23 protein-coding genes and 1 pseudogene are annotated in these 20,737 nt (G+C 50.7%); 7 read left to right on the top strand and 17 right to left on the bottom strand.

Features of this window, described 5'->3' with window-relative positions; genetic code table 11:
* From DES54_RS11635 to fkpA, 9 genes are all read right to left on the bottom strand, one after another.
* On the bottom strand, positions 1 to 131 hold a 131-nt coding region (locus DES54_RS11635), incomplete at its 3' end, for a GTP-binding protein (RefSeq protein WP_004146313.1).
* Between the two features lie 68 nt (positions 132 to 199).
* Positions 200 to 2,308: an elongation factor G gene (gene fusA / locus DES54_RS11630; protein ID WP_113867543.1), complete on the bottom strand. Its 2,109-nt coding sequence runs from the start codon at positions 2,306 to 2,308 to the stop codon at positions 200 to 202.
* 96 nt (positions 2,309 to 2,404) lie between these two features.
* Positions 2,405 to 2,875, bottom strand: a complete 471-nt coding sequence (gene rpsG / locus DES54_RS11625; RefSeq protein WP_009111198.1) for a 30S ribosomal protein S7 — start codon at positions 2,873 to 2,875, stop codon at positions 2,405 to 2,407.
* A gap of 96 nt (positions 2,876 to 2,971) precedes the next feature.
* Positions 2,972 to 3,346 (bottom strand): 30S ribosomal protein S12, encoded by a 375-nt coding sequence (gene rpsL / locus DES54_RS11620; RefSeq protein WP_113867541.1) that lies wholly within the window; start codon positions 3,344 to 3,346, stop codon positions 2,972 to 2,974.
* A gap of 131 nt (positions 3,347 to 3,477) precedes the next feature.
* Complete coding sequence (gene tusB / locus DES54_RS11615) at positions 3,478 to 3,765, bottom strand: sulfurtransferase complex subunit TusB (protein WP_113867539.1); 288 nt, start codon at positions 3,763 to 3,765, stop codon at positions 3,478 to 3,480.
* A 17-nt stretch (positions 3,766 to 3,782) separates the two neighbouring features.
* Positions 3,783 to 4,142 carry a sulfurtransferase complex subunit TusC gene (gene tusC, locus DES54_RS11610; protein WP_113867537.1) on the bottom strand — a complete coding sequence of 120 codons (360 nt, stop codon included), beginning with the start codon at positions 4,140 to 4,142 and terminating at the stop codon, positions 3,783 to 3,785.
* Positions 4,143 to 4,163: 21 nt separating this feature from the next.
* Entirely contained in the window at positions 4,164 to 4,553 is a 390-nt protein-coding gene (gene tusD, locus DES54_RS11605) for a sulfurtransferase complex subunit TusD (RefSeq protein ID WP_113867535.1), read from the bottom strand.
* On the bottom strand, positions 4,547 to 5,275 hold the full coding sequence (locus DES54_RS11600) for a helix-turn-helix transcriptional regulator (protein ID WP_113867533.1): 729 nt from the start codon (positions 5,273 to 5,275) through the stop codon (positions 4,547 to 4,549). Before DES54_RS11600 ends, tusD begins: the two co-directional genes overlap by 7 nt.
* 195 nt (positions 5,276 to 5,470) lie before the next feature.
* Positions 5,471 to 6,271 carry an FKBP-type peptidyl-prolyl cis-trans isomerase gene (fkpA, locus tag DES54_RS11595; protein WP_113867554.1) on the bottom strand — a complete coding sequence of 267 codons (801 nt, stop codon included), beginning with the start codon at positions 6,269 to 6,271 and terminating at the stop codon, positions 5,471 to 5,473.
* Positions 6,272 to 6,490: 219 nt separating this feature from the next.
* On the opposite strand from fkpA, the gene DES54_RS11590 reads away from it, so the two are divergent.
* The gene (locus tag DES54_RS11590; RefSeq protein WP_113867531.1) at positions 6,491 to 6,709 is read left to right on the top strand and encodes a SlyX family protein; all 219 of its coding nucleotides are present in this window, start codon (positions 6,491 to 6,493) and stop codon (positions 6,707 to 6,709) included.
* 173 nt (positions 6,710 to 6,882) lie between these two features.
* Here DES54_RS11590 and slyD read toward each other — a convergent pair whose 3' ends face one another.
* The 4 genes and pseudogenes from slyD to kefG form a co-directional block, all read right to left on the bottom strand.
* Positions 6,883 to 7,455: a peptidylprolyl isomerase gene (slyD, locus tag DES54_RS11585; RefSeq protein ID WP_113867528.1), complete on the bottom strand. Its 573-nt coding sequence runs from the start codon at positions 7,453 to 7,455 to the stop codon at positions 6,883 to 6,885.
* Between the two features lie 74 nt (positions 7,456 to 7,529).
* The gene (locus DES54_RS11580; protein ID WP_113867526.1) at positions 7,530 to 7,724 is read right to left on the bottom strand and encodes a YheV family putative zinc ribbon protein; all 195 of its coding nucleotides are present in this window, start codon (positions 7,722 to 7,724) and stop codon (positions 7,530 to 7,532) included.
* Positions 7,725 to 7,727: 3 nt separating this feature from the next.
* A pseudogene (gene kefB / locus DES54_RS11575) lies at positions 7,728 to 9,561 on the bottom strand (glutathione-regulated potassium-efflux system protein KefB).
* Between the two features lie 2 nt (positions 9,562 to 9,563).
* The gene (gene kefG, locus DES54_RS11570; RefSeq protein WP_113867525.1) at positions 9,564 to 10,115 is read right to left on the bottom strand and encodes a glutathione-regulated potassium-efflux system ancillary protein KefG; all 552 of its coding nucleotides are present in this window, start codon (positions 10,113 to 10,115) and stop codon (positions 9,564 to 9,566) included.
* A gap of 129 nt (positions 10,116 to 10,244) precedes the next feature.
* On the opposite strand from kefG, the gene DES54_RS11565 reads away from it, so the two are divergent.
* Positions 10,245 to 12,155 carry an ABC transporter ATP-binding protein gene (locus DES54_RS11565; RefSeq protein WP_113867523.1) on the top strand — a complete coding sequence of 637 codons (1,911 nt, stop codon included), beginning with the start codon at positions 10,245 to 10,247 and terminating at the stop codon, positions 12,153 to 12,155.
* Positions 12,156 to 12,203: 48 nt separating this feature from the next.
* Here DES54_RS11565 and DES54_RS11560 read toward each other — a convergent pair whose 3' ends face one another.
* The gene (locus DES54_RS11560; RefSeq protein ID WP_113867521.1) at positions 12,204 to 12,806 is read right to left on the bottom strand and encodes a LysE family translocator; all 603 of its coding nucleotides are present in this window, start codon (positions 12,804 to 12,806) and stop codon (positions 12,204 to 12,206) included.
* 139 nt (positions 12,807 to 12,945) lie between these two features.
* Here DES54_RS11560 and DES54_RS11555 point away from each other — a divergent pair, with 139 nt between their 5' ends.
* From DES54_RS11555 to DES54_RS11545, 3 genes are all read left to right on the top strand, one after another.
* Positions 12,946 to 13,932, top strand: a complete 987-nt coding sequence (locus tag DES54_RS11555) for a hydrolase (protein ID WP_113867552.1) — start codon at positions 12,946 to 12,948, stop codon at positions 13,930 to 13,932.
* 30 nt (positions 13,933 to 13,962) lie between these two features.
* A complete protein-coding gene (locus DES54_RS11550) occupies positions 13,963 to 14,199 on the top strand; it encodes a YheU family protein (RefSeq protein WP_113867519.1) in 237 nt (78 codons plus the stop codon).
* A 122-nt stretch (positions 14,200 to 14,321) separates the two neighbouring features.
* Complete coding sequence (locus DES54_RS11545) at positions 14,322 to 15,191, top strand: phosphoribulokinase (RefSeq protein WP_113867516.1); 870 nt, start codon at positions 14,322 to 14,324, stop codon at positions 15,189 to 15,191.
* 79 nt (positions 15,192 to 15,270) lie between these two features.
* On the opposite strand, the gene DES54_RS11540 is transcribed toward DES54_RS11545, so the two are convergent.
* Positions 15,271 to 15,678 (bottom strand): OsmC family protein, encoded by a 408-nt coding sequence (locus tag DES54_RS11540; protein ID WP_113867514.1) that lies wholly within the window; start codon positions 15,676 to 15,678, stop codon positions 15,271 to 15,273.
* A 319-nt stretch (positions 15,679 to 15,997) separates the two neighbouring features.
* On the opposite strand from DES54_RS11540, the gene crp reads away from it, so the two are divergent.
* Positions 15,998 to 16,630 carry a cAMP-activated global transcriptional regulator CRP gene (gene crp, locus DES54_RS11535; RefSeq protein ID WP_004090925.1) on the top strand — a complete coding sequence of 211 codons (633 nt, stop codon included), beginning with the start codon at positions 15,998 to 16,000 and terminating at the stop codon, positions 16,628 to 16,630.
* A 72-nt stretch (positions 16,631 to 16,702) separates the two neighbouring features.
* On the opposite strand, the gene argD is transcribed toward crp, so the two are convergent.
* Positions 16,703 to 17,929: a bifunctional acetylornithine/succinyldiaminopimelate transaminase gene (gene argD, locus DES54_RS11530; RefSeq protein WP_113867512.1), complete on the bottom strand. Its 1,227-nt coding sequence runs from the start codon at positions 17,927 to 17,929 to the stop codon at positions 16,703 to 16,705.
* A 119-nt stretch (positions 17,930 to 18,048) separates the two neighbouring features.
* Entirely contained in the window at positions 18,049 to 18,624 is a 576-nt protein-coding gene (locus DES54_RS11525) for an aminodeoxychorismate synthase component II (RefSeq protein ID WP_113867510.1), read from the bottom strand.
* Between the two features lie 832 nt (positions 18,625 to 19,456).
* Between DES54_RS11525 and DES54_RS11515 the strand changes: the two genes are divergently transcribed.
* Positions 19,457 to 20,581 carry a polysaccharide lyase gene (locus DES54_RS11515; RefSeq protein WP_113867508.1) on the top strand — a complete coding sequence of 375 codons (1,125 nt, stop codon included), beginning with the start codon at positions 19,457 to 19,459 and terminating at the stop codon, positions 20,579 to 20,581.
* The last annotated feature ends 156 nt before the right edge of the window (positions 20,582 to 20,737 follow it).

Raw genomic sequence — 20,737 nt, 5'->3', positions numbered from 1 at the left:
GCGGAACCACCGTAGGTTTTAGCCAGAACGGTAGTGATAGCAGCGGTCAGCGTTGTTTTACCATGGTCAACGTGGCCGATAGTACCGACGTTAACATGGGGTTTTGTACGTTCAAATTTTTCTTTAGACACGGCGATATTCCTTACTCAAATGCTCTCTCCCTATGGAGGGAGCACGGGATCAATGTGTTAAACCCGGATTATTTACCACGGGCTTCAATAACGGCCTGAGCTACGTTGTTCGGCGCTTCAGCGTACTTCAGGAACTCCATGGAATATGAAGCGCGACCCTGAGTCTGCGAACGCAGATCGGTAGCATAACCAAACATCTCGGACAACGGAACCTGTGCGCGAACAGTCTTGCCGGTTGCAGTATCTTCCATACCTTCGATGATGCCGCGACGACGGTTAAGGTCACCGATTACGTCACCCATGTAGTCTTCCGGCGTTTCAACTTCAACTTTCATGATCGGCTCAAGCAGAACAGGTTTCGCTTTCTTAAAGCCGTCTTTAAACGCCAGTGAAGCAGCCAGTTTAAACGCCAGTTCCGAGGAGTCGACATCATGGTAAGAACCGAAGTGCAGACGCACAGCGATATCCACTACCGGATAACCCGCCAGAGGACCCGCTTTCAACTGTTCCTGAATCCCTTTATCAACAGCCGGGATATATTCGCCAGGGATCACACCACCTTTGATGTCATTGGTAAAGGTGTAACCCGGGCCGCCTGGTTCCAGCGGAGACAGGTCGATCACAACGTGACCATACTGACCGCGACCACCAGATTGCTTGGCATGCTTACCTTCGATGTCTTTAACCGTGTCACGGATTGTTTCACGATAGGCAACCTGAGGTTTACCGATGTTCGCTTCAACGTTGAATTCACGCTTCATACGGTCAACGATGATTTCCAGGTGCAGTTCACCCATACCTGCGATGATCGTCTGGTTTGATTCTTCGTCAGTCCATACACGGAAAGACGGGTCTTCTTTCGCCAGACGTCCCAGTGCCAGACCCATTTTTTCCTGGTCAGCTTTGGTTTTTGGCTCAACCGCGATAGAGATGACCGGCTCTGGGAACTCCATACGCTCCAGAATAATCGGAGAGTTTGGATCACACAGGGTGTCGCCTGTCGTCACGTCTTTCAGACCGATTGCCGCAGCAATGTCGCCGGCACGAACTTCTTTGATTTCTTCACGTTTGTTGGCGTGCATCTGAACGATACGGCCAAAACGCTCACGCGCGGATTTCACTGAGTTCAGTACCGTGTCGCCGGAGTTCACCACGCCAGAGTATACGCGGAAGAAAGTCAGGTTACCCACAAACGGGTCGGTGGCGATTTTGAACGCCAGTGCAGAGAACGGCTCTTTGTCATCGGAATGACGCTCAGCCGGGGTATCTTTACCGTCGTCCAGAATACCTTTGATCGCAGGTACGTCGGTCGGCGCCGGCAGATATTCGACAACCGCATCCAGCATTGCCTGTACGCCCTTGTTCTTGAACGCGGAACCACAGGTGACCAGAATGATTTCGTTGTTCAGCACGCGTTGACGCAGAGCGGATTTGATCTCTTCCTCGGACAGTTCTTCACCGCCGAGATATTTTTCCATCAGTTCTTCGTTTGCTTCAGCCGCGGACTCGATCAGATTCTGGTGCCATTCCTCAGCAAGATCCTGCATATCAGCCGGAATCTCTTCATAAGTGAAGGTCACGCCCTGATCGGCGTCATTCCAGTTGATGGCTTTCATCTTCACCAGGTCGACAACACCAGTGAAGCTGTCTTCCGCGCCGATTGCCAATTGCAGCGGAACAGGGTTCGCACCCAGACGGGTTTTGATCTGTCCCACGACTTTCAGGAAGTTCGCGCCCATACGGTCCATTTTGTTAACGAACGCAATACGCGGAACTTTGTATTTGTTAGCCTGGCGCCATACGGTTTCAGACTGGGGCTGAACACCACCAACCGCACAGTAAACCATTACTGCGCCGTCAAGAACACGCATGGAACGTTCTACTTCGATGGTGAAGTCAACGTGTCCCGGGGTATCGATGATGTTAACGCGGTGCGGCTCAAACTGCTTGGCCATACCAGACCAGAAAGCGGTGGTAGCAGCGGAGGTGATAGTGATACCACGTTCCTGCTCCTGCGCCATCCAGTCCATGGTGGCCGCGCCGTCATGAACTTCACCGATTTTGTGGTTTACACCCGTGTAGAACAGAATACGTTCTGTCGTGGTGGTTTTACCGGCGTCGATGTGTGCACTAATACCGATATTACGGTAGCGTGCAATGGGTGTTGTACGAGCCATTTGTTTCCTCTATATCCTAGGGCGTTCAATTTAGTTAACCCAGGCGGGTTGGCTGTTTGAAGCGCCCGCCTGGTTAGCATAACTACAACGAAGGGATTACCAACGGTAGTGAGCGAACGCCTTGTTGGCTTCAGCCATACGGTGAACGTCTTCACGTTTCTTGACAGCAGTACCTTTGTTTTCCGCTGCATCAGAAAGTTCGTTCGCCAGGCGCAGAGCCATAGATTTATCACCGCGTTTACGAGCAGCTTCAACGATCCAACGCATTGCCAGGGCATTGCGACGGACCGGACGAACTTCAACTGGTACCTGATAAGTAGAACCACCAACGCGGCGAGACTTAACTTCGACAGTCGGGCGAACGTTATCCAGCGCTACTTCAAAAGCTTCCAGGTGATCTTTACCAGAACGCTGAGCCAGGGTCTCAAGCGCGGTATAGACAATTGCTTCAGCAGTAGATTTTTTACCATCTACCATCAGGATATTTACAAATTTGGCCAGCAACTCTGATCCGAATTTCGGATCCGGCAGGATTTTACGTTGACCAATGACGCGACGACGTGGCATGGAAATACTCCGTTGTTAATTCAGGATTGTCCAAAACTCTACGAGTTTAGTTTGACATTTAAGTTAAAACGTTTGGCCTTACTTAACGGAGAACCATTAAGCCTTCGGCTTCTTCACGCCGTATTTGGAGCGGGCTTGCTTACGGTCTTTAACACCAGAGCAGTCCAGCGCGCCACGAACGGTGTGGTAACGCACACCTGGCAGGTCTTTAACACGACCGCCACGGATCAGGATCACGGAGTGTTCCTGCAGGTTATGACCTTCACCACCGATATAGGAGGTAACTTCAAAACCGTTAGTCAGACGAACACGACATACTTTACGCAGTGCGGAGTTCGGTTTTTTCGGAGTGGTGGTATATACACGCGTACATACGCCACGTTTCTGCGGGCAGGCTTCCAGCGCCGGAACGTTGCTTTTCGCAACCCTCAGAGCGCGCGGCTTGCGTACCAGCTGGTTAATTGTTGCCATTAATAAAGCTCCTGGTTTTTGCTTCGTAAACACGTAATAAATCGTCTCGTACTCGCGCAAGGCAAAGTATGAGGACGCAGAATTTTAGGGCTGGCGGTGAAAGGAGTCAAGAAATATACAAAAATTCAGCGTTACCACGCCAGCTGTTGTGGATGTTGCGCCGTCAATTGAACAAACTGATTATAACCAATTAACATGGCACTGCCTAAAATTTGTGCAGCGATACCTCTGGCATCGGCATCATGCTGGATAACATATAAAGAGACAGGCGCTGCATGCAGGCGTTTCGCCATGTCGGTTTCAGCCAGCGCCGCAATCACGCCGTCCTGCATTAAGACCAACACGTCGCCAGACTTCAGACAGCGTAGAAGTGAATCCATGTCGCTGTGGTAGGGGGAATGAGAAAGAGTGTGCAACATAAATAAAGTGCCTGTCGCTAAAATGTGAGAACCGAATGGTAACCGGCTAACTTGTCACGCCACGCCGCCGGAGCAAGCAGTTCAATGTCCACAACCCAATCCGTATTCATATTGACGCCACGCTGACGGATTGATGTTTCGCAAGCATAGCAATGTTCAATGTCATACAGCGGCAGCACGCCAAAGGTCGCGATATAGTTACGCATCAGAATTTTTTCAGGCTGTTGCGCCGGCAATAGTTGCAAAACGCCATCGCCAATAAAGAATACGCCGATTTCTTCGGTTAGCGCGGACATCGCCAGAAGCGCATCCAACCCTTCCCGTCCCGACGCGTTGCCATGAGGCCCGTGACTAAAAACAAAAGCAATACGCTTCATGACTCTGCCTTCAAAGCCCGATTAAAACTGTATGACCCGATCACATGCCAGCACCGACTGGGCCAACTCGCCCAAACCGCTCAGAGTAAAACCAGACTGTAAATTGGCGCCGCCCAATTTGAGTTGCTCAGCCTGCTGTTGATCAGTAACCCCACGCCGCAATGCGGCGGCAACACAGACGTTCAGCGCCACATCATGCTCCTGTCCCAAACGCTGCCAGGCACGGACAAGATCAAACTCATCGTTTGCCGGCGACGTCAAGTGGTTGGCATTAAGTACACCTTCACGGTAGAAAAAAACGCTTTCCAACCGATGCCCTTCCACCAATAGCGCTTGCGCGAACTGAAAAGCGCTACTCGCCTGCTGAGTTCCGTAGGCTGGCCCCGTCACCAACAGACAATAACTCAGCATCCGCGCTCATGTCCGCTGAAATCGCCGCTTTTAAACTGGCGAATATAAAGATACACCGTGTGCTTGGAAATATTCAGACGTTCGGCGACCTGGTTGATCGCATCTTTGATGTCGAAAATGCCTTTTTCATACAAACTCAGGACAATCTGCCGGTTCTTCGCATTGTTTGAGACATTGCGATCGGCATTGACTTCCTCAATAGAGAACTCCAACGTCTGTGCTACCAGATCATCGACCGAAGAAGCAAAGTTGACCGATGACGCCACCTCGTGCGCTTCGGGCGGAATGAAGGTCTGAACAATCTGGGAAAAAGGGACATCCAGATTCATATTGATACACAACAACCCAATGACGCGCTGGTTGCGATTGCGAATCGCAATCGTAACCGATTTCATCAGTACGCCGCTTTTAGCACGGGTGAAATAAGCTTTGGATACGCTGCTATCCTCCCCGGCCATATCATGCAACATACGCAATGCAAGATCAGTGATGGGCGAGCCGATTTTCCTGCCGGTATGTTCACCGTTGGCAATCCGCACGGCTGAACATTTAAGATCTTCAAGCGAGTGCAAAACAATCTCGCAATGCTCGCCGATTAACATGGCCAGACCATCGACCACCGCTTCATACGATTTCAGGATCTCATAATCCGTCTGACTAAACGGACGTTCATCCAGCAAATCAAGGTCATAAGATTCGCCGGATACAAGCGAATTAGACATGGCAGACACCACCCTCAACGTCATTTATTTATTGTATTGACAGGAGACATAGTCTAGCAAATGTCCACTCTATCGTCCCCGAATTTAACGGTTGCATTACGGAACGTTGAACTTGCTCATATCTTTATATTGGAAAGAAAAAACCGCAGGCTGATGACCTGCGGTTGATGTCTCATCATCTTATTTTGATATGAGTTACTGGGCGCTTTCCTTGGTGGCAGGTTTTTCTGCTTTCGCAGCATCCGCGGCTTTCACGTCAGCTTCAGATTTGATATCCAGCAGTTCAACGTCGAATACCAGCGTGGAGTTAGCTGGAATGCCAGGTACGCCGTTTTCACCGTACGCCAGTTCTGGTGGAATAACCAGTTTGATTTTTCCGCCTTTCTTCACATGTTTCAAACCTTCAGTCCAGCCAGGGATGACGCCATCCAGACGGAAGGAAAGCGGTTCGCCGCGTTTATAGGAATTATCAAACTCGTTATTGTCTACCAGCGTACCTTTGTAGTTAACCACCACCGTATCGCTGTCTTTCGGCGCGTTGCCGCTGCCTTCTTTCTCTACCAGATAGAGCAGGCCGGATTCGGTTTTTTTCACGCCTTTTTCTTTGGCGAAAGCGTCACGATACTTGGCGCCTTTATCCGCGTTGTCTTTCGCGTCCTGCTTCATCTTGGTTTCAGCCGCTGCTTTTACCCGGCCTTCAAAACCTTGCAGCGTCTTTTCAATTTCTTCGTCACTCAATTTGCTCTTATCGGCAAATGCGTCCTGAACGCCGGCAATCAGCTGATCTTTATCCAGTTTGATGCCCAGTTTTTCCTGCTCTTTCAGCGAATTATCCATGTAACGCCCCAAAGAGGCGCCTAATGCGTAAGCCGCGGCCTGTTCATCATTCTTGAATTTAGCCGTGGCGCTCGCCGTCTCTGCCGCCAGAGCCTGACCAGCGTTCAGAGTGAGTGCCATCGTCGTCGCTAACAGCGTTACTTTAAACAGTGATTTCATCCATTTCTCCAGCATCTGGAGCAACACGCTCCAGCCATCATTAAAATAAATTCGCGCCTACTATAACTGTGCGTCCGAAGACAACACAACGACACGCATAACAAACTTTTGATAAAAAATCGTCAGATAGCCTATTGGTCCCTATTCCGACCGTTTTTACTACCAGAAGTTTCCGCTTTCTGACAAACTCAGAGGGAAACAGCGTCAAGAGGAAAAACCATGTCTCCGTCTTTACTTGAAGAGCGGCTCGAACTACTGGAAAGCCGTCAGGCCTTTCAGGAACTGACGATAGAAGATCTGAATCAAACCATTATTCAACATGAGCGGGAAATCAGTCGGTTACGTGAGCAGGTGCGTCTGTTGACGGAAAGATTACGGACTCAGCAAACCTCGTTAGTCGCGCCACAATCAGAAGAAACGCCGCCGCCGCACTACTGATATCCGATCGCCTGGCGTCGCCCCCATACAAAAAACCTCAGAACAACAGCCATTGCTCTGAGGTAATCTATCTCTCTTATCTCTATCCACCCACCGCGCGCCACACCGCGCTTTGAGAACAACATTCACGTTTATCCGCAAAACGATTTCCGTCAGCCCTCAGGCCAGACGCATTAGTGGCAACCGCAGCCTCCGTTGCCGCCACAACCACCTTTACCGTGCTCGTGACCCTGCTCATGGCCATGACCGCCGCAGCAACCATCGCCATATTCATGATCGTGTTCGCCGTGAACGTGACCATGCGCCAGTTCTTCTTCGGTCGCTTCGCGGATCGCGATGACTTCGACGTTGAAGCTCAGATTCTGGCCTGCCAGCATATGGTTGCCATCAACCACCACGTGGTCGTCTTCCACTTCGGTGATCTCGACCGGCACCGGGCCCTGGTCGGTTTCAGCCAGGAACCGCATGCCGACCTGAAGCTCATCCACGCCCATAAAGACATCTTTGGGCACGCGCTGCACCAGGTTTTCGTCATAGTTGCCATAAGCGTCGTTGGAAGCAATATTCACATCGAAACGCTCACCCACAGCACGGCCTTCCAACGCATTTTCCAGACCGGAAATCAGCGAGCCATGACCATGCAGATAGTCCAGCGGCGCACTCACCGGAGACTCATCAACCAATACACCGTCTTCTGTACGTACCTGGTAGGCCAAACTGACCACCAGATCTTTTGCTACTTTCATGATATCTCCTACCGTTGGAAATCAAACTGGCGCAAATTGTAGCTGAAAAAAATCCTCATGTACCGTCCGCCAATTCAATCAGGATGAAAAATGCCGATAATGTCTTCCGTTGAGCGTCCCGATGGCGCAGCCGGTTCATCCGACTGGCGTTGGTGATAGCCGCATTTGACGCAGGTCACAACCTCAGTGTCATCTTCACGTCCTACAGCCAGCGTATCCTGCGCCTGACATTTGGGGCAGACCGCCCCGGCAATAAATCGTTTACGCATTATTCATGGCCTATTTTCTGTTTCCGCATCGTCAAGCTCGTCCCAGTCATCAGGTCGGCGTCGTTCACGCTGCATTTCCCGCTGGAAAATATCCTCCAGTTCACGCCGCGCTTCTTTAACACGGGAGATCTGAGCGCCATCCCCCGGCAACTGCGGCATCAGTTCACGCAGCATGCGCATATCCAGACGCCGGAAATGCTGTTGCGCGCGGAATGCCTGATGCGGATGCATCCCCAGCGACATCAGCGTTTTACGTCCCAACTCCAGCGCACTGGAAAACGTTTCGCGCGAGAAATGCATTACGCCGGCCTGCAACAATTCATGCGCTTCAACCCGCCCGCGCGCCCGCGCTAAAATTTCCAGATGCGGAAAATACTGTTGACACAAATGCACAATCTCCATGGTATCTTCCGGCGCATTACAGGTAATGACGATCGACTGCGCTTGCTCCGCCCCCGCCGCCCGCAATAGCTCCAGTTCCGTCGCATCGCCATAGTACACTATTATAACCATAGCTTCTCATCAGGCTGACGGCGCTGATATCGCGCTCCAATACCGTGATCCGCATTTTGTTCGCCATCAACAAACGGCCAATGACCTGCCCGAAGCGCCCGAATCCCACGATAATGACCTGCGGTTCATCGTCGGCCACATAGGGATTCTCATCGGAGACGCCCTGTTGGTTATAACGGCGCACCAGAATGCGATCGATCACCTGCATTAACAGTGGCGTCGTCATCATGGATAACGTCACCGTCACCAACAGCAGCGGCAGTTGTTCGCCTTTCAGTACGTTGTGGGTCGATGCGGCGGAAAACAGGACAAACGCAAACTCTCCGCCCTGGCTTAACACGCCGGCAAATTGCAAACGCTCCGAACGGCGCATCCGATTGCGTCGCGCCAAAACATAGAGCACCACGCCTTTGACCGCGACCAACACCAATACCGCAATCAATATCTTAATGATATGGGTATAGAGGATCCCCAGATTCAGCGCCATCCCGACGGAGATAAAGAACAATCCCAGCAACAGTCCTTTAAACGGTTCGATGGCGATTTCCAGTTCATGACGGTACTCGCTTTCCGCCAGCAACACGCCCGCGATAAAAGTGCCAAGCGCCATAGAGAAACCCAGCGCTTCCATAAAGAGCGCCGAGCCCAACACCAGCAACAGCGCGGCGGCGGTAAAAACCTCGCGCACGCCGGATGCCGCAATGAAGCGGAACAACGGACGCACCAGATAACGGCCGCCAATCAGCATCCCGATGAACGCCGCCACCTTCAGTCCGATATGGCTCCAGTCGTCCACCTCGCCTTGTACCCCGGCCAGAATCGGGATCAGCGCCAGTGCGGGTATCACCGCCAAATCCTGAAACAACAGCACAGAGAAACCAAGCTGGCCCGATTCGCTGCGGTTCATGCCTTTTTCACGCATCAGCTGCAGCGCCATCGCCGTGGATGACATAGCAAGCCCGATACCGCCAATCAAGGCAGACTGCCAGGAGAAATCCGTCAGATAGAGTGCGCCGCCCAGTATCACCGTACTCAGCCCGACCTGTGCGGCGCCCACGCCGAAAATCGAACGCCGCAGCGTCCACAATTTTTTCGGATTCAGTTCCAGGCCGATGATAAACATCAGAAAAACCACGCCAAGCTCGGAGAAATGCAAGATCGCCTCAACGTCCCGGATGAATCCCAACCCCCACGGTCCAATCGCGATCCCGGCGATCAAATAGCCCAATACCGCGCCGAACCCCAATCTTGCGGCAATAGGCACAGCAACCACCGCCACAAATAGAAACAGCACGCCAGCGGTCAGTAGCGCAGAGCTCGCCATAATCAGCGTTCCTTTTTATCGAAAGGCGATGCCAGCCACTCACCATAAGCCTGGGCATAACTTGCCAGAACATCCGGTTGCAGTCGTCGCGCCCAGTAAACCACCATCGGTTGTAGCCAGTGCATACGGCACATCGACGCCGTCAGTTCAAATGGACGCAACAGATCCCCGATGGAGAAGCGGCTATGACCTTCTGTCTGATAGACATATTCAGGCTCGCCCGTGGTAATCACCGAACGCCAGTATTTTCCTTCCTGCGCATTGCCGCCAATACCATTGGCAAATCCACGCGACAATACCCGATCAAGCCATTCTTTCAGCAAAGCCGGGCAACTGTAGGTATAAAGCGGGTGTTGGAAAACAATCACGTCATGTTCACGCAGCAACTGCTGTTCATGGTGGATATCAATAAAAAAATCAGGATAGTGCGCGTACAAATCATGCACCGTGACATTATCCAACTGTTGTGCCGATTGCAATAAAACCCGGTTCGCCACTGAATCCTGTGATTCAGGGTGGGCATACAGCAGCAAAATCTTTGGCGGCTGCGACATCAATCCCCTCCAAAGCGTCGTCATGGTTGACGTTTTCCGTTACCATGCAGCGCAACGACAAAAAAGCGGGACACAATACGCCCTGCTATCAGGTCCATAATTTAACATACTCTGAACATACGGCGCTTTATGATTGTTTTCTCTTCGCTGCAAATTCGACGTGGTGTGCGCGTGTTATTGGATAACGCGACAGCCACGGTTAATCCAGGTCAGAAAGTCGGTTTGGTCGGTAAAAATGGTTGTGGCAAGTCTACGCTGCTGTCATTACTGAAAGGTGAAATCAGCGCCGATGGCGGCGGCGCCACCTTTCCGCAGAACTGGGCGCTGGCATGGGTGAATCAGGAAACCCCGGCGCTGGATGTCCCGGCGCTTGATTACGTTATTGATGGCGATCGCGAATTTCGTCAGTTGGAAGCCGAACTGCAAACCGCCAACGAAGAGAATAACGGGCATGCCATTGCGACGCTGCATGGCAAGCTGGACACCATTCAGGCCTGGACCATTCAGGCCAGAGCCTCAAGTTTACTGCATGGACTAGGTTTCTCGCAAGATCAGCTACAGCAGCCCGTCAGCGCATTTTCCGGCGGCTGGCGTATGCGCCTTAATCTGGCGCAGGCGCTGCTTTGTCGCTCTGATTTGTTGTTGCTTGATGAACCGACCAACCACCTTGATCTCGACGCCGTCATTTGGCTGGAAAAATGGCTGAAAAGCTATCCGGGTACATTGGTGCTGATTTCGCACGACCGCGATTTCCTCGATCCCGTGGTGAATAAAATCCTGCATATCGAACAGCAGACGCTGAACGAGTACACCGGCAACTACTCCTCATTTGAACGTCAGCGGGCAACCCGGCTGGCGCAACAGCAATCGCTGTATGAACACCAGCAGGAAAGAGTGGCGCATTTGCAACACTATATCGACCGTTTTCGCGCCAAAGCAACCAAAGCAAAACAGGCGCAAAGCCGGATAAAAATGCTGGAGCGCATGGAGTTGATCGCCCCGGCCCATGTGGATAATCCTTTCCGTTTCAGTTTCCGCCCGCCAGAATCGCTGCCCAACCCGCTGTTGCGCATGGAGAAGGTCAGCGCAGGCTACGGCGATAAGCTGATTCTGGAGTCAATCAAACTGAATCTGGTGCCTGGCTCGCGTATCGGCTTGCTGGGGCATAACGGCGCGGGGAAATCCACGCTGATTAAACTGCTGGCGGGAACGCTCGCGCCGATACAAGGTGAAATCGGCCTGGCCAAAGGGGTGAAGTTGGGATATTTCGCCCAGCATCAGTTGGAATTTCTGCGGGCGGACGAATCGCCGTTACAGCACCTTGTCCGTCTGGCCGAACGGGAAACCGAACAGCAACTGCGTGATTACCTCGGCGGTTTTGGTTTTCAGGGCGACAAAGTCACCGAGATCACCGCGCGTTTCTCCGGGGGCGAAAAAGCCCGTCTGGTTCTGGCGCTGATTGTCTGGCAGCGCCCGAACCTGTTGCTGCTGGATGAACCGACCAACCACCTCGATCTGGATATGCGGCAGGCGCTGACCGAAGCGTTGATCGATTTTGAAGGCGCGCTGGTGGTGGTATCGCACGATCGCCACTTGATCCGCTCCACAACCGACGATCTTTATCTGGTGCACGACCGCAAAGTCGAGCCTTTCGATGGCGATCTGGAAGACTACCAGCAATGGCTGGTCGGCCTGCAACGTCAGGATAATGCCTCGGATGAGATGTCAAAAGAGAACACCATCAACAGCGCACAGGCCCGAAAAGAACAAAAGCGGCGGGAAGCCGAACTGAGAGCGCAAACGCAACCGTTGCGTAAGCAGATCGCCAAACTTGAGCAGCAGATGGAAAAGCTGGGCGCCGCGTTAAGCACAATTGAGGCACGGCTGGCTGACAGCGAACTTTACGATATCAGCCGCAAAGCGGAGTTGACCGACTGCCTGCAACAACAGACCAAAATCAAAACCGAACTGGAAGAAACCGAGATGGCCTGGCTTGACGCGCAGGAGCAGTTGGAGCGGATGAATCAATCGCTGTCATAACGAATACCGGTTGCGGGTTGGCAGGCGATACCAACGCGCAACTGGCTGCTAACGCCAAATCAACAGCACGCACGCCGCGGTCGGCAACCCCATCGAAACGTTGAAGATAATCCACGCTTTTTTACTGCGCAGCAGACGGCCAATCAGAGCGCCAAACCCCAGCCATATGATGCCCGCCACCACATTCACTAGCACCATGCTAATGCTTATCGCAATGACCGACCGGCTGTATCCCTCACCCGCCAGACTAAAACTGGCGACCGCCCCCAACGCCATCAACCACGCTTTCGGGTTCAGAAACTGTAGCAGCCAGCCCTGATAGAGTCGCACTGGCTGGGGCGGTGCAACGGATGTGTCGAGTTTCTCATAAGCGGAGGTGGCAATTTTCCACGCCAGCCAGAGCAGGTAAGCACTGCCGAGCACTTTGAGGATAAGATGCAACGAGGGATAGAGCAGAATCAGGCTGCCAACGCCAAACGCCACCATCAGTAAAATACTCTGCATCCCCAACATAATCCCCAGCATCAGCCACAAGGAACGCAGAAAACCAACATTGGCGCCAGACGTGGTTAGCAACATATTATTAGGTCCGGGCGTGATCGCGGCAACCCACAGGAAACCCAACATCGAGAGAAATAAACTCAGTTCCATGAAGTGGGCGCCCCTCGCCCGACCATATTGATTTGATACTGTTTTGTCGTTTGCAAAAAAGAGTGATTAACTGGCAGCCTCGAAGCTAACAGTGTGATATTGATCGCACAAGATCTACCAACAACATTTTATCAATATGATGCATGACGTTTTTCGCCCGCTTATCGGCGCCAGCAATCCCCATATTCAGACACTGCTCCCCAGACTGGTGCGACGCAAGGCATTGCTGCAACCGATCTGGCAGACGCTCGAACTACCTGACGGCGACTTCGTCGATCTCGCCTGGAGCGAAGCCCCTGATCAAGCCCGCCATAAGCCGCGCGTGGTGTTATTTCACGGTCTGGAAGGCAATTTCCATAGCCCGTATGCGCACGGTCTGTTACATGCCTGCCGGCAACACGGCTGGCTGGCCGTCATCATGCATTTTCGGGGATGCGGCGGTAAGCCCAATCGCATGAAACGCATCTATCACTCTGGTGAAACAGAAGATGCCAGCTACTTTCTACGCTGGTTACAGAACACTTATGGCGATGTCCCTACCGCGGCGATTGGCATTTCTCTGGGCGGAAACATGCTGGCCTGTCTGCTGGAAAAACAAGGCGATGAGTGCCTGTTGTCCGCCGCCGTGATTGTTTCGGCACCATTGATGCTGGAACCGTGCAGCCGACGGATGGAACAGGGCTTCTCTCGCGTTTATCAACACTATTTACTGCATCTGCTGAAGCAAAATGCGATGCGAAAGCTGGTCGCCTACCCCGGCACGCTGCCGGTTCAATTGGCGCAGTTGAAAAAAATAAAACAGCTACGCGAATTTGATGATGTGATTACTTCACGGGCTCATGGCTTTAACGATGCCGCCGATTATTACCACCGCTGTAGCGCCCTGCCCCAGCTGTCGCTGATACGCAAACCGTTGCTGATTATTCATGCGAAAGACGATCCGTTTATGACCAAAGATGTCATTCCCGACTTTTCCCGCTTACCGGCTAATATTGAATATCAACTGACAGATTACGGCGGACATGTGGGTTTTGTCGGCGGATCGCTGCTTAAACCGGAGATGTGGCTTGAACAACGTATTCCGCACTGGCTTACTCCTTTTCTGGATAACGTTATTTCTGACTAACTTTCCGACTCTCTATTGTGGAAAAACACCGTGATTATTCCCTGGCAACAACTCGATCCTGAAACGCTGGATAACCTCATCGAATCTTTTGTACTGAGGGAAGGAACCGACTACGGCGAAGAAGAACGCACGCTGGCGCAAAAAGTCGCGGATGTACGGCGGCAATTGCAAGCCGGCGAAGTGGTGCTGGTCTGGTCTGAATTGCATGAAACCATCAACATTATGCCCCGCGGCCAGTTTAATGCCGGTGAGCATCACTCGTATTGAGCGACTAAACATGTTAAAAATCATTCATACGACACCATGCATATCTGTTTCCTTTTCTGATGGCGTTCAGTCTCCGTGATGGCAGTACGGATGCGCGCCGCCATCACGGAGTAACGCGTCTCATGTCACAAAAGCATCCGATTATTGCCGTCACTGGCTCCAGCGGGGCGGGAACCACCACCACCAGTCTGGCATTCCGCAAAATTTTCCAGCAGTTAACGATACGGGCCGCCCAACTGGAAGGAGATAGTTTCCATCGTTATACCCGTCCTGAAATGGATATGGCGATTCGCAAAGCACGCGATCTTGGCCGACACATCAGCTACTTTGGCCCTGAAGCCAATGATTTCAGTCTGCTGGAACAATCATTCATTGAATATGCCCAACATGGTCGAGGACAGACCCGAAAATATCTTCATACTTACGACGAAGCGATCCCCTACCATCAGGTTCCCGGTACTTTCACCCCCTGGGAACCAATACCATCCCCGACCGATGTGCTGTTTTATGAGGGCTTGCACGGTGGCGTAGTCACCGATCATCATAATGTGGCGCAGCACGTTGATCTACTGGTGGGCGTGGTGCCTATCGCCAACCTGGAGTGGATTCAAAAACTGATCCGTGACATCAATGAACGCGGGCATTCACGCGAAGCCGTCATGGATTCCGTCGTGCGCTCAATGGAAGACTACATTACCTACATCACGCCGCAGTTTTCACGCACCCACATTAACTTCCAGCGCGTCCCCACCGTGGATACCTCCAATCCGTTTGCGGCCAAATCCATTCCGTCGCTGGATGAAAGCTTCGTGGTGATCCACTTCCAGGGGCTGGATAATATTGATTACCCTTATCTGCTCGCCATGTTGCAAGGATCATTTATTTCTCACATCAATACGCTGGTTGTCCCCGGTGGAAAAATGGGGCTGGCGATGGAGTTGATTATGGCGCCGCTGGTGCAACGGCTGCTGGAAGGGAAAACCATTGAATAACCTGGCTGTGACACGACAAGCGATGCATGTCGCGTCACGATGATAGTACGTCAAGTTATGTCCGGCCAGATCGGAAGCCTTACGTAAGATCCCGCACTTGATGACTGTGTGTAACCTCAACAGTCTTACTCAGCATCAACGCCACCGAACAATATTTCTCTGCTGACAGCGACACCGCACGCTCTACCGCTTTATCGGTCAGCCCTTTCCCCGTTACGATAAAATGCAGATTGATGTGAGTAAACAGACGAGGCGCTTCCGTTCTCCGTTCAGAGGTTAATTTCACTTCACAATCGACGATATCGTGACGTCCTTTCTGCAAAATCGACACCACATCGATTGCACTGCAACCGCCAACCGACATTAAAACCATTTCCATCGGGCTTGGCGCTTTATCCCCCGCATTGCCGTCCAACAGAACCTGATGCCCTGATGAGGACTCGCCAAGAAACGTTAACCCCTCAACCCATTTGACTCGTGCCTGCATGGTGCCTCCACTAAAAAATATTTGAACATTTATACGGTTACTCTATAAAAAATCCGATAACCGACGCTTTGTCATGCTGAAGCGAGACAACACAAGACACGCCCCCTCAAGCTGTGCTAAAAACGAAAATAGAATCTGCGTTTTCTGGACAAACTCAGATACAAGGAAGATGATGGCGTCGCCAGATAGTAGGTTCCAGTATATTCCCTGACGTCACTCGGCCTACATGGAATTTGGTTTCTTAGCAGTAAAATACGCCGTACAGGGAACTCTGAGCCCTGTGATTTGCGCAGTGAATTACAACAGAGGATAATAGCGAATGGTTCTCGGCAAACCGCAAACAGACCCCACTCTCGAATGGTTCCTTTCCCATTGCCATATCCATAAGTATCCATCGAAGAGTACGCTTATTCACCAGGGTGAAAAAGCAGAAACGCTTTACTACATCGTGAAAGGCTCTGTCGCAGTGCTGATCAAAGATGAAGAAGGCAAAGAAATGATTCTTTCTTACCTCAATCAGGGAGATTTTATCGGCGAGCTTGGCCTGTTTGAAGAAGGCCAGGAGCGTAGCGCCTGGGTTCGGGCTAAAACGGCTTGTGAAGTCGCTGAAATTTCTTATAAGAAATTCCGGCAACTGATCCAGGTCAATCCAGATATCCTCATGCGTCTGTCCGCGCAGATGGCAAGTCGTCTGCAAGTGACGTCAGAAAAAGTCGGCAATCTGGCTTTTCTTGATGTGACAGGACGTATTGCGCAAACATTGCTCAACCTGGCGAAACAACCGGATGCCATGACTCACCCGGATGGCATGCAAATAAAAATCACCCGTCAGGAAATTGGACAGATCGTTGGCTGTTCGCGTGAAACCGTGGGCCGCATTCTTAAGATGTTGGAAGACCAGAATCTGATCTCCGCACATGGCAAAACGATCGTCGTTTACGGCACTCGTTAAACCATTCTCCTACCCTACAAAAAGCGTGAAGATTACTTCACGCTTTTTTAATCATTTCAAGCCAATAACGAATTAACTGGCGGCGTTAACCACCGCTGCAACAGCTTTCGCAAACTTGCTCATTCCCTGATCGATATCTTCCTGCTCAATAACCAGAGAAGGGACGAAGCGAATCACGTTCGGACCGGCCATCAACACCATTACCCCCTGCTCCGTTGCCGCGGCTAAAAAGTCACTTGCACGGCCATGCCACTCAGGTTTCAACTCAGCGCCTAACAATAACCCCATACCGCGAATCTGCTCGAAAATATTATATTGCTGATTAATCTTTTCCAGCGCATTGACGAACCGATCATGGCGATCCGCCACTCCCGACAGCACTTCCGGCGTATTGATCGTATCGAGTGCGGCCTCTGCCACCGCGCAAGCCAGCGGATTGCCGCCATAGGTCGTGCCGTGCACGCCCACTGTCATCACCGAGGCAATATCTTCGGTGGTCAGCATCGCGCTGATCGGAAACCCGCCCCCAAGCGCTTTCGCCGTAGTCAGAATATCCGGCGTAATCCCGTAATGCATATAGGTAAACAGTTTGCCCGTTCTGCCCATGCCGCTTTGCACTTCATCGAACACCAGCAACGCATTATGCTGATCGCACAGGTCACGCACCCCTTGCAGAAACGCGGGCGTCGCCGGCGTAATTCCGCCCTCGCCCTGCACCGGTTCCAACACCACCGCGCACGTATGGCCATCCATCACCGCTTTGACCGCCGCCAGATCGTTAAAAGGCACATGAACGATATCCGCAGGTTTTGGCCCAAAACCATCGGCGTATTTTGCCTGCCCGCCAACGGACACCGTGAACAAGGTTCTGCCATGAAACGCGTTATAAAACGCGATGATCTTGGTCTTGTACGGGCTGTGGCGTTTAATGGCATAGTGACGCGCCAGCTTAAACGCGGCTTCATTGGCTTCCGCCCCGGAGTTCACAAAGAATACGCGATCGGCAAAAGTCGCCTCAATCAGCTTACCGGCCAGACGCAACGCCGGTTCATTGGTGTAGATATTACTGGTGTGCCACAGTTGTTCGCCCTGCTGTTTCAATGCGGCAACCAGCGCAGGATGGCAATGCCCCAGCGCGGTAACGGCAATACCTCCAGAGAAATCAATATATTCCCGCCCCTGCTGATCCCATACCCGGCTTCCTTTACCTTTTACCGGCACAAACTGCGCTGGTGCATAAACCGGCAAAATCATTTTATCGTGAGTTTCTCTTGTTACTGCTTTGTTCTCTGTCGCCATTTGCAGCCCCGCTCTGATATCCCATTATTCCGCATGAAAATATAGTCATCAAATATGCATAAAAAATCAAATTCAGGCAATATTAAATCACTAGTGCAAAACAATTACTTTTTATCTGGTTAAATTTTAAGGAAATTATCAAGAAGCTGATGCCCTTGCTGACTAAGTATGCTTTCTGGATGGAATTGAACTCCTTCCAAGGGTAGTGAGCGATGCCGAATCCCCATAATCTCATCACGTTCGCCGTCACGCTCACTCCAGGCAGTCACCGCAAAGCAATCGGGTAAAGAATCCGCGGCAATGATCAGCGAATGGTAACGCGTCACCGTCAACGGCTGAGATAACCCGGAAAACACTCCGGCATCATCATGAGTGATAACGGAAGTTTTCCCATGCATGACCTGGCGTGCGCGTATAACACGCGCGCCAAATGCCTGTCCCAGCGCCTGATGACCAAGACAGACGCCCAGAATAGGCAATTTATCAGCAAAATGGCGGATCGCCGCCAATGAAATACCGGCGTCATCCGGGGTACAGGGGCCAGGAGAAATCACCAGCCGATCAGGTGCAAGCCGCTCAATATCCGCCAGTTGCAGTTCATCATTACGTTTGACCAGCACGTCCGCCCCTAACTCGCAGAAATATTGATACAGGTTGTAGGTAAAGGAGTCGTAGTTATCGATAATCAGCAACATGATTAAATCAACTTATTGATAAATAAAGGTTATATGATTTTTTGTTTCTTTTGATACCCGCAAATAATCCTGGTGCTTTCTCATGGGAAAGCGCAATACAGACTATTGTACCTGTATCCAATACCAAAAGGGTGGCAAGAGATTAACGTCATCAATCATACGGACGATCTTCAACCAATTGGGATTAAGGTACGGCGTGAGAAGCTGAACATCAGGCAGTTTGTTTTCGTGCACCAACTGAATACCAGTGTTTCAACCGGATAGCTAATTTATTAGCAGACATATAATGACTCAGGCATTAATAATACATTCATCAAAAAAAGCTTATTATTGATAGGTAATATATATTATTCCCGTCCATTAAAATATAAAACCATTTATGAATGCTTGAAGAGCTTTTCGTCTGATAATAACGGTGATTTTCGTCGAAGATTTGCACCCAGGAAAATTAAAATTTTAGTTAAGTTACAAATGAGCATTGATATCAATCACAACAATAATTTCACATTGATAATAACATGATATTATCTGGAAAAGAATTAAAGAAACAGCACTGTAATTAAACTCCAAATAAACCACATCTATATGATTTTAAAAATTAAATTAGGAATAACTCATACAAAAATTGATAACAATAATTAATAAACCTTACCAAAAATGAATTTTAAATATATTAAATTACAACTATTGCAATATTCGTTTTTTTTGATAATACTGTTTTCGGGTTTTAATAGAAATTTCGTTTCATTTTTATTGAAATAAAAACCCAATAACTGGGCATCAATAATCATAAATGCCCTTATGAGCGTTATTCTCAAAGGAGATGAGCCAAATGAAATATCTATTGCCTTCAGCAGCCGCTGGGCTGTTATTGTTAGCTTGCCAATCGACAATGGCGGCTAGTACGGGGGGTTATGCCACCACGGATGGCGGCGACGTATCTGGCGCCGTCAAAAAAACCGCACGTTCTCTACAAGATATCGTTGATATCATTGAAGCGGCGAAAAAAAATGATAGTGGTAATAAAGTCAAAGGAGGCGCTTATCCACTGGTTATTACCTATAACGGGAATGAAGATGCGCTGATCAAAGCCGCTGAAGATGATATCTGCGGGCAATTGAGCAAGCCTACCCGCAGCGTTACGATCAAGGAGTTCACCAAAGGGATCACGATCACCGGCACCAATGATTCTTCAGCCAACTTTGGTATCTGGATTATCAATTCATCTGATGTCGTGGTACGCAATATGCGTTTTGGCTACATGCCTGGCGGGGCGAATGATGGAGATGCTATCCGCGTCGATAACTCACCCAATGTCTGGATCGACCACAACGAGATTTTTGCCAAAAACGTTGAGTGTTCCGGTACGCCGGACGGTGATACCACGTTTGAATCAGCCGTGGATATCAAGAAAGGAGCCACCAATGTCACCGTCTCTTACAACTACATTCACGGTATCAAGAAAGTGGGCCTGAGCGGATCAAGCTCCAGCGATACCGGTCGTAACCTGACCTACCATCACAATATCTACAGCGATGTGAACGCCCGTCTCCCGTTGCAGCGTGGCGGCCAGGTGCACGCCTATAACAACTTGTATACCGGCATCACCAGCTCCGGTCTGAACGTTCGTCAGAACGGTATTGCGCTGATTGAACGTAACTGGTTTGAAAATGCGAAAAACCCGGTGACATCACGTTACGATGGTTCCAACTTCGGTACCTGGGAATTGCGTAACAACAACATCACAAAACCTGCTGATTTCGCGACCTACAATATTACCTGGGATAAAGACTCCAAGCCCTACGTCAATGCCGAGGATTGGAAAAGCACAGGTACTTTCCCTGCCGTCCCTTACAGCTACTCACCGGTAACGGCGCAGTGCGTGAAAGATAAGCTGGCGAATTACGCAGGTGCAGGCAAAAACCTGGCGGTGCTGACCTCTTCCGACTGTAACTAAAATCAACCGCATTTCGCTCTCACTCAGAGAGGAAGGACGGAACATGCTTGGGCGAGATCGTCGGATCTCGCTCATTTTTTTGGATTTATTTAATTCGATAAAATACCCGCTATCGGTTGCGCTCACTCACTGACAACAACAGGCGCCGACATAAAT

The organism is Brenneria salicis ATCC 15712 = DSM 30166 (assembly GCF_003315515.1).
In the GTDB taxonomy this organism is placed as follows: domain Bacteria; phylum Pseudomonadota; class Gammaproteobacteria; order Enterobacterales; family Enterobacteriaceae; genus Brenneria; species Brenneria salicis.
Note: the sequence above shows the minus strand (reverse complement) of the source record. Positions and strands in the feature narration are given on the sequence as shown.